Source organism: Aliiroseovarius zhejiangensis (assembly GCF_014656375.1).
Lineage (GTDB): Bacteria > Pseudomonadota > Alphaproteobacteria > Rhodobacterales > Rhodobacteraceae > Aliiroseovarius > Aliiroseovarius zhejiangensis.
On the sequence record NZ_BNCH01000001.1, the window covers coordinates 509,279 to 525,018 of the forward strand.

Below are 15,740 nucleotides of genomic sequence, written 5' to 3' on the forward strand. Positions count from 1 at the left end.
TCATCAAGACTGCCGGTTGGGAGACGCCCCCGGCACCGGGGCCGGAGGCGCTGGCAAGGATTAATCCCAGAAACCTTCGTCCAGGTTTTCCTTCTCCATCAGCTGGTCTTTGGACAACGGGCTGACGAACCCATAGGACTTGTCATCGGTTGGAACCAGACGGACATCGTCAACGGCGATGAAGACATGCTTGTCCCCAATATCAAGGAATCCGCCAACTTCGGCGATGATCCCGGTCAACTGACCGTTGCGGTTCAGCACAAGATCTTCGATTTCGCCAATCACATCCCAGCTCTCGTCAACGCTTTCATAGGTCGTGTCCATGTCCCAGTTGTCGGCTGTCATAGCATAGACTTGCCCGCCCGTGATGTCGCGTGTGCGGATCATGTCGCCACGGTCCATTGCATGGTTGTCGGCATAGGCCGCCGTGCTTGCGACCAGCGAGATGGCAGCGGTCATCAGAAAGTTCTTCATGGGTCATCTCCACGTTTCAATTGCATTGGTTCTGTCAACTCCTGCGCAAGAGATTGGTTCCGCACTAACCGACGATTCTCCAGATTTTTTTCATTTTTTTCATAAATTTAGGGCGTGCAGTTCTTCAAGCTGCACGCCCTGCCATCAGTCGCGTCACCCCTGTCGGCTGCGTCGCGTCACGCGCCTTTCGGACCGGCCACCAGCCAGATGATGAAGCCAATCAGCGGCAGCACCAAAATCAGCAGAATCCAGAGCACTTTGTTCAATGCCGGCACACCGGATTGCAGGACCGATACGATCGCCCAGATATCAAGGGCCAAAATAAGCAGGCCACCAAGGCCAGACACGAAATCCATGATGTTCTTCCTTTCCTGTCACACAGCCGAATTGGCCGATTGTCCCGATGTCAACGCGCCCCTGCCCGATTGGTTCCCTTGTGGCGCATGGTTCGTCACCCGTGCGATTCGAGGTCTGCGCAGATGATGCGTGTCACGTCGTCGATGGGGTGATTGGTGAGCGTTTTGGGGACTTCGGCCACCACGCGATCACGCACTTCTTGGTGGATTTCGTCGCGCAAGACGGCAAGCACGTCGGGTGCGGCGCATATCACCAGATGCGAAAAGGCATCTGCGTGGGCCTTCTTGTACAAGTGATCTGCCAGATCCTGCGCAAACCGTTCCTTGCCCAGCTGGTGCCAATCCGTGTCCTCATAAGCCGATTTACCGTGGTTGGCGCTTTGATGGACCCGCCCGCGCCGATTGGCGGCCTGTTCGCGGTTCGGAGGATTGTCTTGCTCGGTCTTTCGAAGCACCTGTAGGTCGGGGGACTGCACGTCGCCCTCGTTGACAAGAAACAGTGCCTTTTCACCATCCGCAATCAACACCCAGGTTCCTTTTCGCAGCTTTTTCATCAGGCTCTCCTTTTCATGGTCATCAGATGTCTTGCAGGGCGCGGGGTCGTCGCGTGAGCGCGACAATTGGCTCTAGTCTTCCAGACTGTCCTCTCGCTTGTCGGCGATCAGATCACGCTCTTTCTTCTTGCGGCTCTGAAACTTGTCTCCAAAACCTTCGATCTCGGACTCGTCGATCGTTTCACGTGCGCGGGCGAAAACCTCGTTTTCTTCCTCATCCATGTGGTGTTCGTAATCGTGCACAAGCTGATCGAACTTTTTCATCCAAAGATCCGAGGTCAACTTCAGCGCATTGATCTCTTCCAGCAGATCATCAAGCTGCTGATGTTCGTGCACCGAATGGCGGGCAGCGTCCTGCCCCCAGGTTTTTGAGATCAGCTTGGAATAAAAGGTTTCTTCTTCTGCAGCAGCGTGGCTTTTCACGTCTTCATAGAAACTGCGCCAAAGCGCGCCGCGATCCTGGGCCTTGCTGTCCTTGATTTTCTTCAGCAACGCGCGATGGTTGTCATGGTCGCTTTTGATGGCGTCATAAATATTGGGCATGTTCTTATCCTTGCATTGGCAACTGTATTATTCAAATCAAGCTCTACAGGTCGCAGAACGGGATTGAAGACGAAGGGTCACAGACCGGCGCGCAGACCGGGCGAATTGCGGCGGGACAAGTTGACCGGCAGAGCGGTATCCACACGCGACAGCCCATCTGAAATTGCGCTAATGGTCGCCGCTCGAGCCTCTATGGGGCGTTCGTCCATATGTGACAGCAGTTGCTGATAAATCTCCACCGCCCGTGACAGGCGTCGGCCGCGATTTGCACCCGTTCGTTGTTCGCCTCGCGGCCCGTTGGCTGGGAAATGAAGTTTTCTCATGTCCACCTTCCTTGCTAATGTCAGCATGACAGCGCGCCACGTAGCGCTTGGATAGTGAACGTCGCAGCACCTGCTTCGGTTCCAAAGTTTTTGAGCCGATGGCCGGAAGCCGACGGGCTTGACGCGCGGGCGAATCCAAGGACAAGAACAGGAACAAGGACACAGGATCGAAATGCCGGACCAATCTGCCACCCCTGATCGCCACAACCTGTTCAAGCCGGGTCACAACTGCTGGCGGGTCAGCAACGCCCGCGAATTTGCATTGGTGATTGATGGCGCAGCCTATTTCCGGGCGCTGCGCGAGGCGCTGATCTCTGCCGAACGTCAGGTGTTGCTGATCGGCTGGGACTTTGACCTTGAAATAGACATGCTGCCGGGCGAAAGCGACGAAGACGGCAACGCCCCTGACGGGTATCCCAATCAGGTCGCCGACTTCATGCAAGCCATAGTCGAACGCAATCCTGACCTGTGCCTCTATCTTCTGCGTTGGAGCGGATCTGCCGCCATCGCCCCCGGGCGGCTGGTGCCGGCGGTGCGGCTGAACCTGTCGGGGCCTGACCGCATCAAGCTGGCGCTGGACGGACGCCACCCGGTCGGGGCCTGCCATCATCAGAAGATCGTTATCGTGGATGACCGGCTTGGTTTTTGCGGCGGGATCGACGTGACCGATGCCCGCTGGGACACACCCGAACACACGCCCGACGACCCAAGACGTGTGCTGCACGACGGCTCGCCTGCCGGGCCGTGGCATGATGCCTCAACCGCGCTGACCGGACCGGCCACGCGCGATCTGGCAGAGCTTGCGCGCGCCAGATGGCAGCGCGCAACCGGAGAAGCGCTTTCCGCACCAGACCTGCCTGAACAAGACATTTGGCCCGCCTCACTTCAGATTGATTGCCGCGATATACCCGTAGCAATCTCGCGCACTGAACCGCCCGAGGAAGACAAGCCCCTGGTCAACGAAATCGAAGAAATGGTTCTGGACGGGATCGCATCCGCCCGCTCGACGATCTATCTGGAAAGCCAGTATTTTGCCCTGGATGCCGTGACCGATGCGCTGTCACTTCGCTTGGGCGAGGACGACGGGCCAGACATCATCGTGGTCAACCCCGAACGATCCAACATGCTGGAAGACAACGCGATGCATGTCACCCGAACACGGATGGTCAAAGCCTTGCAGGATGCCGACCGCCACAACCGCTTTCTTGTCGTGACACCTGTAAACGCGGCCAATGATCCGATTTATGTTCACGCAAAGATCTGCGTGATTGATGACCGTCTGCTGCGCGTGGGATCCAGCAACATCAACCGCCGGTCGATGGGGTATGACACTGAATGCGATCTGAGCATCGAAGGGCGGGACGAGGACACACGACAGGTCATCGCGGGGTTGCGCAATCGCCTGCTGGCCGAGCATCTGGGGTGTGCCCCGCAAACACTGGCCAAAGTAATTGCGCAGACAGGCAGCGTGCTTCCCGCGCTCAGGTCGCTGAACCCGTCCGAGGGGCGCCGCTTCATGCCGCTGGACCTGAAAGAGGATGCCGGCGCCGGCGCATTCCTTGCTGATACACGCCTTCTGGACCCGCGTTATGAACGGGGCACGGGCAAGCGGCGCGTCATCACATCGCGCGAAATAATGATCGGTTTGGCGGTGCTGGCCCTTGTCGGCTCGGTGTATCGTTATTTGGTGGGATGACATCGGGAAAGCCTTCTTCCGAACTGTCCCCAGCCCACATGGTCGGTATGCTGGCCCTGCCGGTTCGGCTTCGCGCTCACGCTATCGCCTGACCTTGTGCGCCCATGAACGGTCAAACACGGTCTCGCCATCCTCTTCGGCAACCAGCCGTTGGGTGATCTTGAAATGATCCGGCGCCCCGCGCATCGCGGTTTCAGCCCGGGTCGACACGCCCCAGTGCGCGCGCCCGAAACTGCGGTTCCATGTGATCATGGCCTGCGCATCCGCCGGGTTGGCCGGATCAATCGTCCAGACCTCGCGCACCGCGCTGTCAGAGATGATCCCGGTTTCCAGATCCTCGACCCGCCCATGGTCTGAAGATATGGTCAGGGTGATCCGACCCGTCTTCTCATCGACCTTGCGCGTTTTCTCGTCCTGCCCGTTGCGCAGCAATCGCGTGCGTCTTGGCGGGGCCGAGATCGGGGGCGGAAATGTCCATTCATCACGCTTCGCGCCTGCGCGTACCGGAAGGCCAAGCTGCCCTGCGGCAATCGTCAGGGTCACCGGATCAGGTTCCGGCCAGGAATATGGCCAATAGCTACCTGCCACCGCCAGTCGCAGGCGATGACCCTCGGGCAGGTGATAGGCGGTTTCGTCAAGCGCCAGAGTGGCATCGACCGGCTGGCCGGGGATCAGGTCGCGCTTGGCCTCGAACCCGTCCCGGTTGCGCAGATCCAGCAGGCCCATGGTGATCAGCATCGAGGTGCCATCGGGCCTGAGATCACACAGCCGCACCACAAGTTGCGCCCGTGGACGATCCGCCGCCACCCGCAAGCGGACCATTGGCCGCCCGACGATATCGACGCCACTGACCTGCGCCTGACTGTCAAAACACGCGCTGCGGGCATCGTCTGGCTGCTGATCATCCGGCAATTCCCCCGACCCAAAGCCGAAAGTGAAAAACTCGCCGCATTGTTCACCGTGTCGCAGATCCGGGGCGACGGTTGCGGGCAAGGCGCCTGTCAGTTCGTTCCCCAATGTCAGTTCTTGAACCTGCTCTTGCGCCGACGGCAGGGTTTGGTCGCTTATCCACCACCCGTCGCGATGGCTTGCAACCGGATCGGGGGTTGCGCTGTCCATGACATAGGCGCGCCACGCCGGGTCTTGCTCGACACCGTTGTCGACACCCTTCAACCAGTGGTCCCACCAGCGCAGCGCCTCTTGCAGATACCCGATCGACGGTCCGATCTGCGAGATATGCGGATATTTATGCCCCCATGGCCCGGCCACCCCCTTCACCGGCGCATCCAGGTTCTCGACCAGATGCCGCATCGTGTTGCGATACCCGTCATGCAAGCCACCAAAGGCCAGAACTGCCGCCTTGATCGCACCGTAATCCTCGCAGATCGACCCGTGCTTCCAATAGGCATCGCGATCCCGGTGTTCGGCCCAGATGCGTGGCAGCGGTGGCGTGTTTTCCAACCGTTCAAGCCACATTGACCGCCATTTGTCGCCCACCTGTTCAGGATCGGGCGGCATCGAAAACCACGACAGTACCGTCGCAGCCCAACTGATATTGTCCGAATGCTGAATGCCGCCTTTGTAATGCACATCATCGGCATAGCGGTCGACGGTCGAACCGATGGTGATCACCGCTTTCAGCGCGGCGGGTGCACGAGCCGCGATTTGCAGGCTGTTGAAACCGCCCCAGGAGATGCCCTGCATTCCTACCGCGCCGGTGCACCAACGCTGGCGCGCGATCCATTCGATCACATCTTCGCCGTCCTGCAACTCTTGCTCCGAATACTCATCATCAAACAAGCCTTCGCTTTCGCCACAACCACGGCGATCCACCCGCAGACAGGCATAGCCCCGCTGCGCGATCCAGGGATGCATCCCGGCATCCCGCTCGGCGGTGCCATCAGTCTTGCGATAGGGCAGATATTCCAGGATCGCCGGAACCGGACGGTCCATCGCATCCACCGGCATCCAGACACGCGCCGACAAACGCGTGCCGTCCGGCAACGTGATCCCAAGATCGCGGTCGTGGGTGAGGTCGTGAAGATCGGGGTCGGTCATGTTCCAGCCTTGCGTCAGGTCGCACGACGGTCCCAGAAGCAGAACGGTGCGTCAATGAGATCTTCCCCACCAACCAGACTGACTATCGGCCACGGGCAGCATCATGGGTCTGTTAGACAATGATGTTGGTCAGATTTGCCGCGCTGCCGCTCTGGACCCGAGGGTTTTGATGCATGATTGTCCGGTTGTCCGAGATCTGCAACACGCTGCCCTGCGCCGGGACAAGACTGCAATGAAGCCCGTCCGGGTCGCCCGTCAAAAGCGCGCGCATGACCACGATGGCCACCTTGTGCGACACGATGATTGCGGGGCCTTGCAGCTCGGACAGAAACGCATGCAGGCGTGTTGCCAGTTCATGCGTGCCTTCACCACCCGGCCCGCTGGTATACATGTCGTATTCAGATTGCAGCCCCGCCACGATGTCGGGATCACGCGCCAGACGGTCTTCGTGGGTGGTACCCTCCCAGGCGCCGCAGTTGATTTCGGACAGGCGGGCATCGGTGGCAAAACCCGCGCCCTCAAAGGCCAGCTTTGCGGTGTCTTGCGCCCGGCGAAGCGGGCTGGCCCACAGCGTATGTTCGGGCAATGTGGGGCGGATGCCGCGCAGGATCTGAGCCTGCTCGCGGGCCTGCGCCCGCCCCAGTTCCGTCAAATCCGAGTTCTTTTGCCCCTGCACCCGGTGATCTTTGTTCCATTCAGTTTCGCCGTGACGCAGAAGGAAAACGTCATGCGGCATGGTCAGCTTGGGAAGTGTCGTCATTTACAGAACCACCGCGCTTTGCGTGTTTGCGACCAGATGCACGTCGGCCCCGGTTTCGATCCAGTCATGGCCGGCACGGTGGCTTTGGTCCACCACGATCTCGGTGCCGCCCGCGGACACCAGATACCGGATCTGGCTGCCCAGAAACTCGCTGTGCTGCACCGTGCCGGGCAGCGAATCCGCAGCCTGCGTGCGACTGATCGAGATGTTTTGAGGGCGCAAAACAATGTTACCACCTTCGCCCGTGCTGCCCTCGGGCAAAGACAGCTGATCGCCCGTGTTGGTCACAAAGCGCCGCTCGTTGCCGTCGACTTCGACCTTGCCTTCCAGAATGTTCGCCGTGCCAAGGAAATTGGCGACGAACAGGTTTTCGGGGCGGTCGTAAAGCTCCAACGGCGACCCGACCTGCTGGATCACGCCGCCATCCAGAACCGCCATGCGGTCGCAGGTGGTGTTGGCCTCTTCCTGATCATGGGTCACGAAGATCGTGGTCAGACCCAGCTGTCTCTGCAGGCGCAAAAGCTCGCGGCGCATGTGAACGCGCAAGGATGCGTCAAGATTGGACAGGGGTTCGTCCAGCAACAGAACGTCAGGCTCCACCACCACGGTACGGGCCAGCGCGATGCGCTGTTGCTGCCCGCCCGACAGTTGGTTGGGCATCCGGTCGGCCAGATGGGCAAGGTCCACAAGCTCCAACGCCGCATCGACCTTGGTCTTGATCTGGGCCGAGGGCACTTTGCGTTCCTTCAGCCCGAACGCCACATTGTCGCGCACTGACATATGCGGCCACAGCGCATAGGATTGGAACACCATCCCCACATTGCGCTTCCACGGGTCCAGACCGACCACATCCCTGTCGCCAATCAAAATGCGCCCCTTGGGCGTGGGTCCAAACCCGGCAATCGCACGCAGAAGCGTGGATTTGCCCGACCCGGAGGGGCCAAGGAAGGCGAAGAACTCGCCGGGCTGAATGTCAAGGTTGACGCCCTTCAGAACCTCGGTGTCGCCAAAGGCCAGATGGACATTCTCGATCGTGATACCAGCTTTTTTCATTTCCATATTCCTTCAAGGCTCAGTGAGCGTCGCCCGATGACTTCAGTTTCTTGTCGCGTTCAATGATGATCTGCGACGCGATGGTGCCGATGGCGACGACGATGACCGCGACGATGCCAAGGGCAGCGCCTGCGCCACGCCCCGACGGGGTCTGCATGAACAGATAGATGCCATAGGCCAGCGGCGCGTCGTTGTTGGAACTGACCAGCATGATGGTCGCCGACAGCTCGACCGCGGCGGTGGCGAAACTGGTGACGAAACCCGCCAGAATGCCGCCGGTCATCAGGGGGATCACGATCTTCTGGATGGACCGGCGTTTGGTTGCGCCAAGGCTTTCGGCTGCTTCCTCCAGCGCGTGGCTGACCTGTTGCAGGGCCGCCGTGCAGGCACGCAGGGCATAGGGCAGACGCCGGATCATCAGAGCCAGCGCGATGATCACCCACCAGCTTGCCATCGGCTTGTCGGTGAATGGCACGTCGATGGCGTGGAAGGTGCGCAGGTATCCGATGCCCAGCACCACCCCCGGCACCGCCAGCGCCGCAGTGGCCAGATAATCCAGCCCCTTGCGCCCGAAAATTTGCGTGCGCAGAACGATATAGGCAATCGCGGTGCCGATGATCACGTCCAGCGTGGCCGCGATGCCCGCATAAAGCACCGTGTTCATGATAAAGGTCTTGGACCCTTCCCACATGGTCACATAGTTCTGAAACGTATAGCCGTCGGGCAGCGGCGCGAAGGACCAGATGGTGCCGAACGACAGCAGCAGCAGGCCGATATGCGGCGACAGAACCAACAGCAGGATGAAGATCACGGTCGCATAGGCCAATGCCTTTTCCGCGGGCTTCAGGGTGCGCTTGGCCATGCCGCCTCCGCCTTTCTGTACGGTGGCGTAATCCTTGCCGCGCATGAACAGGAACGATGCCCAGAGCGACAGGACCGAGAACACGACCAGAATGACCGAGATCACATAGCCCATCGGATCGCTGATCCCGATGGACGAGATACGCAGGAATGCCTGCGGCGCCAGCATGTTGTTCACGTTCAGCAACAGCGGCGTGCCCAGATCGTCAAACACCTTGATGAACACCAGCGCGGCACCGGCGATATAGCCCGGCATGGCAAGCGGAAAGACGATGCGCCGAAACAGTCGTAGCCCGTGGCTGCCAAGGTTCTGGGCGGCTTCCTCCATTGACCGATCAATGTTGCGCAGGGATGCGGACAGGTTGATCAGGATGAAGGGGAAATAGTGGATGGATTGAACAAGGATCACGCCGTTCAGCCCCTCCATAAACGGGATGTCAAAGCCGAACCAGTCGCGTAGAAGCAGGTTCACCGTGCCGTTGCGGCCAAAGATCAGCTGCATCGCCACCGCACCGACAAAGGGCGGCATGATCAGCGGGATGAACCCCAGACTTTGGATCAGGATCGAGCCGGAAAAGTGGAACCGCGTGGTGATATAGGCCAGGGGCAGCGCGATCACGGTCGCTACAACCACCGACATGGCCGAGACATAGAACGAATTCCAGAAGCTTTCGCGAAACAGCGACGTGCGGAAGAAATCGACGAAGTTCTGAAGCGTGGCTGCCCCGGTCGCAGGGTCTTGAAACGCGACGATCATCACCTGCGCGACGGGCACCAGCAACAGGCCGATCAGCAAAAGCGCGATGAAGACGGCGACAAGGTGCACGCCCGTCAGGTTCGGCACCAGCCAGCGTGGCAAACGGTCGGCAAGACCTGCCCGCGTGGCCGCAGGGGGAGAGGTGTTCTGTGACATGTCTCAGGCTTTCTTGAATGGCTGCCACCGCAACATGCGCGGTGGCAGCGCGGCCAGACCCCGGCAACGGGGTCCGACAGGGAGGCATTTACATTCCTGCGGCTTTGTCGGCCAGTTCTTTGGCCTTGGCATAGTTCGCGACAACCATCGCGTCCCATTCCTGTTCGACCTCAGCCTGACGCGCGCCGACCTCGTCGGTGGCTTTCTTGCGCTTCTTGGTGAAGATGCCCGCGAATTCCGGATCCAGGCTTTTCGCCTCGTCGATCGGGTTGGCGTCGATCAGGGCCCAGGCCTCGGCGATCAGGGCTTTTGCCTCTTCATTGCCGCTGTCGGCATGAGCCGCCTCGGCGGCCTGAATGGCCCCGACTGCGGCGCGCAGATCGTCCAGACGATAGGTGATCATCACGTCGAACATCGAATTGACGAGGTTGTAGCGTGCGCCCGATTTGGCCACGTCAAATTCCACCGTCGCACCAATGGTCGAATCCTCGAACGGATTCGGGAAGCCTTCGGGGGCATTGGCATAGGTGGCCGGGTTGATCGGCAGCCGCATGATCGCCGGGTCGAGCAGAACAGTCTGCCCTTCGGGGGTCAGCAGATATTCGATGAAGGCCACGGCGCCCGCCTCGTTCGGGGTGTTGTTGACGACTGCCACGTTCGCGGGGACCAGCGCGGTCACAGTCGGATAGGCGAAATCAACTGGAAAGCCCGACGCCTTGGACGAAAACCCGAAGAAGTCGATCACGATGCCCAGACCGAAATTGCCGGTGTTCACCCCATCCGGCACGCCAAAGCTGCGTTCCGTCACCGTCGAGAAGTTGCCTGCGATCCGTTTCCACTTGGCCCAGCCTTCGTCCCAGCCTTCGCCCTGCAACAGGGTTTCGACCGTCAGGTGCGTGGTGCCGGACCGCGACGGGGCCGACATGCCCACATGGCCGTGATATTCTGCCTTGGCCAGATCATCCCATTCGGTGGCGGGTTCAAGCCCGTTGGCTTTCAGATAGCGTTCGTTCCACATGATGCCGTAACCCGCACCGGCGAAGCCGTAGTACTTCCCGTCCGGGTCATTCAGGGGATAAGCGCCGATGCGTTCCGGGATTCCTTCGGATTTGATGGTGACATCAGCCAGCAGCCCGTCGCTTTTCAGCACTTCGAAGGCATCCGGTGCCGACGCCCAGAAAATATCAGCGGTGTTATCACCGGCGATTTCCTGGATGTATTTCACCCCGGCCGAGGTTTTCTTGTTCAGAACCTCAAGATCATATTCCGGATGGGCAGCTTCAAATGCGGCCTCGATCGGGCCGGTCATTGAATCCGGGAACGATGTGATGACGGTTACCTTGCCGTCTGCCAGCGCACCTCCGGCCGAAAGCGCCGTGGCTGCGATGGATGTGTAGAGTAGTGTTTTCATGATTGCCTCCCTGTGGCCTTGAGCGCGCTCCTCCTGCGCATATGGCAAAGGTTTTCAGGGGACCGCGTGTCCGTCAAACTTTGCTGCAAACAAAGACAAACGGTGCGAAATGCGTCAATTTTGACACATCGTTTAGGTCAATGCTGACCCGATTTCAGAAGCCCGACCGCCTTCATGCGCAGGTAAAGCCGCTTTCGGGGAATCGCGAGACGTTCCGCCGCTGCCCCTTTTCGCCCCGCTGTTTCCCTGAGCGTCTGCTCCAGAAGGTCGCGTTCGAAACTCAGCATCGCGTCATCATAGGATTGATGTGCCATCGCGCCACTGCGCGACGACGGTTGCAGGTTCATGCCCAAGCCAATGATCATACGTTCCGCCACGTTGCGCAATTCGCGCACATTCCCGGGCCAATCATACTTGCCCAACGGCGTCAGCATCTCTTTCGTGACGTTCGGAAGCCTCTTTTCATATCGCGCCGCCGCTTCACGCAGGAAGGTTTCCAGCAACAGATAGACATCCCGGCCGCGTTCCCTGAGCGCCGGCATTTCGACCGTCGCGACATTTACCAGATACAGAAGCTCATCGCTCAGGATGGTTGTAACTTCAGGGGCTTTCAAAGACCCGGTATAGGACAGGATGACCCGCGGTCGATCCCGTTGGCGCAAGTAATCGGCAAGCTGTGTTTGGGCGGTCATATCCAGCTTGTGAACCGCTCGTACAAACAGCGTGTCAGTGTCGGGAGGAACATCGTTCAACACACCAATCAGACCATCGGCATCAACCATGGCGCAATTGATCACGTGAAATCCACCTGATCCTTCTCCATAATCATGCAGCATCCGGGCGGCCAGCGATTTGCCGGTGCCGGCTTCACCGGACAGTGTGACGGTGACGGGCAACGGGGCCAGGTTCAACAAGGCTTTGCGACAGGTGCGCATCGCATCGGAACGGCCAACAAGTTGGCTGACCATCCCGCCGCGATGCACCACTCGCCTGCGTAATTTCTTGTTTTCTATGACAAGTTTCCGGGCATTCAGGGTGCGTCGGATCGTGCTGAGAAGCACATCCGGCTGCACCGGCTTTTCCAGAAAATCATAGGCCCCCGCCTTGATCGCCGCGATGGCCAATCGCACGTCCCCGTGTCCGGTGATCATGATGAAGGGCACTTCAGGCGCAGCATTTCGCACCGCTTTCAGCACGTCAAACCCATCCATGCCCCCCATGCGCACGTCACACAGAATAACTCCGCCCCACTCGGGATCCAGACTGTCCAGCATTGCCCGACCTTCGGCAAACCCACGCGGCGCCAGGCCTTCTTCTTCCAGAAGTTCACAGGTGGCCTCGCGGAAATCCTGATCGTCATCGACAACATAGATGTCATGCGTGTCGTGTTTCATCTTCATCCTCTCCCCGCGGCAGCGTCACTGTCGCCCGCGTCCCGACATCCGCGCGAGGGCCAAGCGACAATGTCCCGTTCATCCCGGTGATAATGTTGAACGAGATCGACAAACCAAGCCCCAGCCCCGCGCCCGGCTCTTTGGTGGTTACAAAGGGATCAAAGGCGCGTTCAGGCGCCAGATCACCCAAACCGATCCCGGTGTCGACGACCGAGAAGGTCAGCATACCCTGCCCGCCATCCTCTTTTCGGATCGTGATTGTGCCCGGCTGTTCGGTGGCGGCAATCGCATCACAGGAGTTGGACAGAAGATTGACCAGAACCTGCTCGATCAGGATCGCATCCCCGACCACGACGGCTTGTTCCAGCTTTGGGTCGATTTCGACGGTTATCCGATGATCTGCCATCTGCGCGTGCAACAGTTCCTGAGCATTGCGCAGCGAACGTGCCAATGAAACGTGTTCACGCAAATACTCGGACCGTCGGGCAAATTTTCGCAAATGCGAGATGATGCGCTCCATCCGCGTTACCAGGTCGTCGATCTTGCCAATCTGTGCCGCCTGCCGCACAGCGTCACCTTTTTCGATGGCAGTTTGCAACAGGTGAAGGCGTTGCCGGATCGCCCCAAGCGGTTGGTTCAACTCGTGCCCGATCCCGGCAGAGAGGTTGCCCAGCGCCGCCATCTTGCCCGCCTGTACAAGTTCGCTTTGGGTTTGGCGCAGATCACGGATCGCCTGATCCCGTTCAACCACCGAATTCTCAAAAGCGGTCACCGCCGATGCCAGACCGGCGATTTCATCGTTGCGGACCGGAAGATCGTCCAGCGCCGGACGCCCGCCTTCGGCGATCTGGCGCATCGCGCTGGTCAACCGTTCCATAGGTCGGATGATCGACGGGCGAACGTAATAAAACAGGATCGAAAGCCCACCTGCCGCCGCCAGGATCGTCAGCACCATCAACAGCCGCATGGTGAACGTTGCGTTCTTCAGGAACCCATCACTGATCGACAGGATAGCATTGCGCTGGATTTCAGCCTCGATCAGCAATTGTCCCTGCATGTGGTTCAACAAGTCCAGAACGGATTCAAGCTGGTTGCCCAGCTGGTCGCGCGTTGCGTGCCAATCCCGTCGAACCTGCACAACTCCGCTTGGATGGGTGGTCACGCGGGCCAAGGTGACAGCCGCCTGCCGAAGAAAAAGATACTCGGCCTTGGGCGGCAGTGTTTCGATACTCGCGTTTACCCGTGCCAAGGCATCCGCCACCAGGTTTTCAAATTGCCTGAGCTGCGCCAGAGATTGACTGGTCGAAATCTGGATGGCCAGCGTTGTCGCCGTGGCGGTGTCATTCCCGATATTTGAGAAGGTCGTTTGCAGCCGCAGTTCCGCGGCCAGCACACCCGCCATCTGACGCCGTATCAAGGGGTCTGGTTCGTCGATCATCCGGCGCGTCAACACTTCGATATTGAAAGCAAAATCCGCCATGACGGCGGCTGCCTCGTCCTGGATATCGGCGTTCAGCCACCGCAACTGGTCGATTTGGGTCAACAGGCTGGTTTCAATTTGCGCGACCTTTTCGACGCTACGGATCACCAGCGCCAACTGGTGTTGCAACGCCTCGGCGTCCTGCCGGGTGATCGCGGTGTCAAAACCGTCGTCAATGAACTCTCTCAGCTCGGCAATCGAGGTTCGGAGCTTCTTGTCCAGCACAGCCGAGCCCTCTGACCGATCCGACAATATACGATTGCTCAACATCGCCAGATCAGCTGTCTGGGCGGACAGTCGGGTGGTTCGGGTCAGTTTCGGCACCTGCGTTGTTCCAAGATCCGTCACCACTGAACGGGCGCTGCCCAACCAATAGAAGGATACCCCCAACACGATCCATGTCAGCAGGATTGCAGCCAGCACCATCAGGAACAGGCGCGTCCAGATACGAGGGGCGATATGATCCCACAGCCGTCTCACTGCGACGCTTGTTGTTCAAGCCTGCGCAAGGCCTGATCCGCCTGCACAAGCTGCGCCGCCGTGCGCGCCCGCCACATCCGCACCAATTCCCGCTCCGACGCGCCGGACCCCGATTGCAGTTTGGATTGATCCTCGTCCTGTCGTTGCAGGCTGGCTTTCAACGCTTCATCTTCTGACACAGGGACCGCCGTCAGAAGCAACCGAGGCGCAATCAGGTCACTGGGCGACACCTTACCGTCCAGAGCGTGAAAGCGACGCCACAGGTTTCGCCTTTCGACCAGACGATCTGTAATCAGAATATCGAACAATGTGTTCACCGACCAATAGCGATTGGAGGACTGCCGCGCATCATAGTCGAACCACGCAAGCTTCAACGCGTCGATCACATCCGGTGGCAGTTGTTCTTCTACTTCGGCACGCAGGTCGGGATCGAAGGGGATGCGTGAAATCTCAGGTTCCAATAGGGTGATTTGCCCTTCCCGCGACAACAGCATCCGCACAAACTCGCAGGCCTTGTGCGGTGCCTGCCCCCCCCTGAGAATGCCGACGCGTGCAGCCGCCAGAACAATCGGTCGACCATAGCGGAAATCCAGCTTGTCGGACTTGGATTGGGACAGAAAGTCGATGGTCAGGCCAATCTGAAACCGTTCGTTGATCAATCCATCCGGCACCCCATAGCTGCGCGCGGTCAGGGTGGACAGGTTGCCTGACAGTTCCAGCAGAAAGCGCCACCCTTCTTCCCAACCGCGCACCAGCAGAATTTGTTCAACCAGCATGTGCGTTGAGCCTGATCGTGCCGGGCGCGCCATCGCGATCTTGTCCCGATAAAGGGGGCGCAACAGGTCGTTCCAGTTCGCAGGCATGAACAAGGTGCTGTCAGAACGCCGCGCCCACCCAACCGAAGACAGTGCAAAAGGAGCCACTGACGCCGCGCCCTTTGCGCCACATATACCCGCTTGAGCAAAAGCGTCGTTGCGTTGCAACAACTCGAATGCTTCGGGTGAAGAGGACCAGAAGACGTCAAACCCCCGGATATTGCCGCGCAGGATCTCGTCGATTGCGGCCACGGTGTTCTTGTTCAAAACCCGGATCTCGGTTGTGGGGTCGCGCGCATCCCACATTTTCGTATAGGCCGCCGAAAACTCAGGTGGAAAGGATGTCAGCACCCGCAGTTCCTGTGCAGACGCCGGGCGTGTGCACAAAAGGGCAAGCATCATCAAGGCAAATCTCAGATATTGCATGGCCCAAGATTACGCGTTGCGCGGAAAAAGAAAGCCTGGCAAGAAGAAATCAACGAAATGGGTCACTTTTGACACATGCCAATCTGGAAGCAACGCCCGACTGTCGGCCGGCCGTCCAGGCCTTGTTGTCAGGAACATCCAGA

The 15,740-nt window shown here is 59.3% G+C and carries 14 protein-coding genes; 1 reads left to right on the plus strand and 13 read right to left on the minus strand.

The window, feature by feature from the left end; genetic code table 11:
• Positions 1 to 60 precede the first annotated feature (60 nt).
• From IE188_RS02480 to IE188_RS02500, 5 genes are all read right to left on the minus strand, one after another.
• Complete coding sequence (locus tag IE188_RS02480; RefSeq protein WP_191284880.1) at positions 61 to 474, minus strand: PRC-barrel domain-containing protein; 414 nt, start codon at positions 472 to 474, stop codon at positions 61 to 63.
• 176 nt (positions 475 to 650) lie between these two features.
• Positions 651 to 830 carry a PLDc N-terminal domain-containing protein gene (locus IE188_RS02485; protein ID WP_191284881.1) on the minus strand — a complete coding sequence of 60 codons (180 nt, stop codon included), beginning with the start codon at positions 828 to 830 and terminating at the stop codon, positions 651 to 653.
• Between the two features lie 95 nt (positions 831 to 925).
• Positions 926 to 1,384 carry a host attachment family protein gene (locus tag IE188_RS02490; protein WP_191284882.1) on the minus strand — a complete coding sequence of 153 codons (459 nt, stop codon included), beginning with the start codon at positions 1,382 to 1,384 and terminating at the stop codon, positions 926 to 928.
• A gap of 72 nt (positions 1,385 to 1,456) precedes the next feature.
• Positions 1,457 to 1,927, minus strand: a complete 471-nt coding sequence (locus IE188_RS02495) for a hemerythrin domain-containing protein (RefSeq protein ID WP_191284883.1) — start codon at positions 1,925 to 1,927, stop codon at positions 1,457 to 1,459.
• Between the two features lie 77 nt (positions 1,928 to 2,004).
• Entirely contained in the window at positions 2,005 to 2,250 is a 246-nt protein-coding gene (locus tag IE188_RS02500; protein WP_191284884.1) for a hypothetical protein, read from the minus strand.
• 172 nt (positions 2,251 to 2,422) lie between these two features.
• On the opposite strand from IE188_RS02500, the gene IE188_RS02505 reads away from it, so the two are divergent.
• Positions 2,423 to 3,946 carry a phospholipase D-like domain-containing protein gene (locus IE188_RS02505; protein WP_191284885.1) on the plus strand — a complete coding sequence of 508 codons (1,524 nt, stop codon included), beginning with the start codon at positions 2,423 to 2,425 and terminating at the stop codon, positions 3,944 to 3,946.
• 81 nt (positions 3,947 to 4,027) lie between these two features.
• Here the strand turns inward: IE188_RS02505 and IE188_RS02510 are convergent, their stop codons facing one another.
• The 8 genes from IE188_RS02510 to IE188_RS02545 all read right to left on the minus strand — a co-directional run bounded on the left by IE188_RS02510 (position 4,028) and on the right by IE188_RS02545 (position 15,573).
• Positions 4,028 to 6,004, minus strand: coding sequence for a CocE/NonD family hydrolase (locus IE188_RS02510; RefSeq protein WP_191284886.1), 1,977 nt, complete (start codon positions 6,002 to 6,004; stop codon positions 4,028 to 4,030).
• 112 nt (positions 6,005 to 6,116) lie between these two features.
• Positions 6,117 to 6,764: a histidine phosphatase family protein gene (locus IE188_RS02515; RefSeq protein ID WP_191284887.1), complete on the minus strand. Its 648-nt coding sequence runs from the start codon at positions 6,762 to 6,764 to the stop codon at positions 6,117 to 6,119.
• A complete protein-coding gene (locus tag IE188_RS02520) occupies positions 6,765 to 7,817 on the minus strand; it encodes an ABC transporter ATP-binding protein (protein ID WP_229836423.1) in 1,053 nt (350 codons plus the stop codon).
• A gap of 19 nt (positions 7,818 to 7,836) precedes the next feature.
• Positions 7,837 to 9,591 (minus strand): ABC transporter permease, encoded by a 1,755-nt coding sequence (locus IE188_RS02525; protein ID WP_191284889.1) that lies wholly within the window; start codon positions 9,589 to 9,591, stop codon positions 7,837 to 7,839.
• An 88-nt stretch (positions 9,592 to 9,679) separates the two neighbouring features.
• Positions 9,680 to 11,002, minus strand: a complete 1,323-nt coding sequence (locus IE188_RS02530; protein ID WP_191284890.1) for an ABC transporter substrate-binding protein — start codon at positions 11,000 to 11,002, stop codon at positions 9,680 to 9,682.
• A 137-nt stretch (positions 11,003 to 11,139) separates the two neighbouring features.
• Positions 11,140 to 12,396, minus strand: coding sequence for a sigma-54-dependent transcriptional regulator (locus IE188_RS02535; RefSeq protein WP_191284891.1), 1,257 nt, complete (start codon positions 12,394 to 12,396; stop codon positions 11,140 to 11,142).
• On the minus strand, positions 12,377 to 14,356 hold the full coding sequence (locus IE188_RS02540) for an ATP-binding protein (protein WP_191284892.1): 1,980 nt from the start codon (positions 14,354 to 14,356) through the stop codon (positions 12,377 to 12,379). The genes IE188_RS02535 and IE188_RS02540 overlap by 20 nt, the downstream gene beginning before the upstream one ends.
• A complete protein-coding gene (locus IE188_RS02545) occupies positions 14,353 to 15,573 on the minus strand; it encodes an ABC transporter substrate-binding protein (RefSeq protein WP_191284893.1) in 1,221 nt (406 codons plus the stop codon). The genes IE188_RS02540 and IE188_RS02545 overlap by 4 nt, the downstream gene beginning before the upstream one ends.
• Positions 15,574 to 15,740: the final 167 nt, after the last annotated feature.

Coding starts and splice junctions, on each gene's coding strand:
- IE188_RS02505 (WP_191284885.1), top strand. CDS start 2,423: ATGCCGGACCAATCTGCCACCCCTGATCGCCACAACCTGTTCAAGCCG.
- IE188_RS02515 (WP_191284887.1), bottom strand. CDS start 6,764: ATGACGACACTTCCCAAGCTGACCATGCCGCATGACGTTTTCCTTCTG.
- IE188_RS02500 (WP_191284884.1), bottom strand. CDS start 2,250: ATGAGAAAACTTCATTTCCCAGCCAACGGGCCGCGAGGCGAACAACGA.
- IE188_RS02545 (WP_191284893.1), bottom strand. CDS start 15,573: ATGATGCTTGCCCTTTTGTGCACACGCCCGGCGTCTGCACAGGAACTG.
- IE188_RS02480 (WP_191284880.1), bottom strand. CDS start 474: ATGAAGAACTTTCTGATGACCGCTGCCATCTCGCTGGTCGCAAGCACG.
- IE188_RS02535 (WP_191284891.1), bottom strand. CDS start 12,396: ATGAAACACGACACGCATGACATCTATGTTGTCGATGACGATCAGGAT.
- IE188_RS02485 (WP_191284881.1), bottom strand. CDS start 830: ATGGATTTCGTGTCTGGCCTTGGTGGCCTGCTTATTTTGGCCCTTGAT.
- IE188_RS02530 (WP_191284890.1), bottom strand. CDS start 11,002: ATGAAAACACTACTCTACACATCCATCGCAGCCACGGCGCTTTCGGCC.
- IE188_RS02490 (WP_191284882.1), bottom strand. CDS start 1,384: ATGAAAAAGCTGCGAAAAGGAACCTGGGTGTTGATTGCGGATGGTGAA.
- IE188_RS02510 (WP_191284886.1), bottom strand. CDS start 6,004: ATGACCGACCCCGATCTTCACGACCTCACCCACGACCGCGATCTTGGG.
- IE188_RS02520 (WP_229836423.1), bottom strand. CDS start 7,817: ATGAAAAAAGCTGGTATCACGATCGAGAATGTCCATCTGGCCTTTGGC.
- IE188_RS02495 (WP_191284883.1), bottom strand. CDS start 1,927: ATGCCCAATATTTATGACGCCATCAAAAGCGACCATGACAACCATCGC.
- IE188_RS02525 (WP_191284889.1), bottom strand. CDS start 9,591: ATGTCACAGAACACCTCTCCCCCTGCGGCCACGCGGGCAGGTCTTGCC.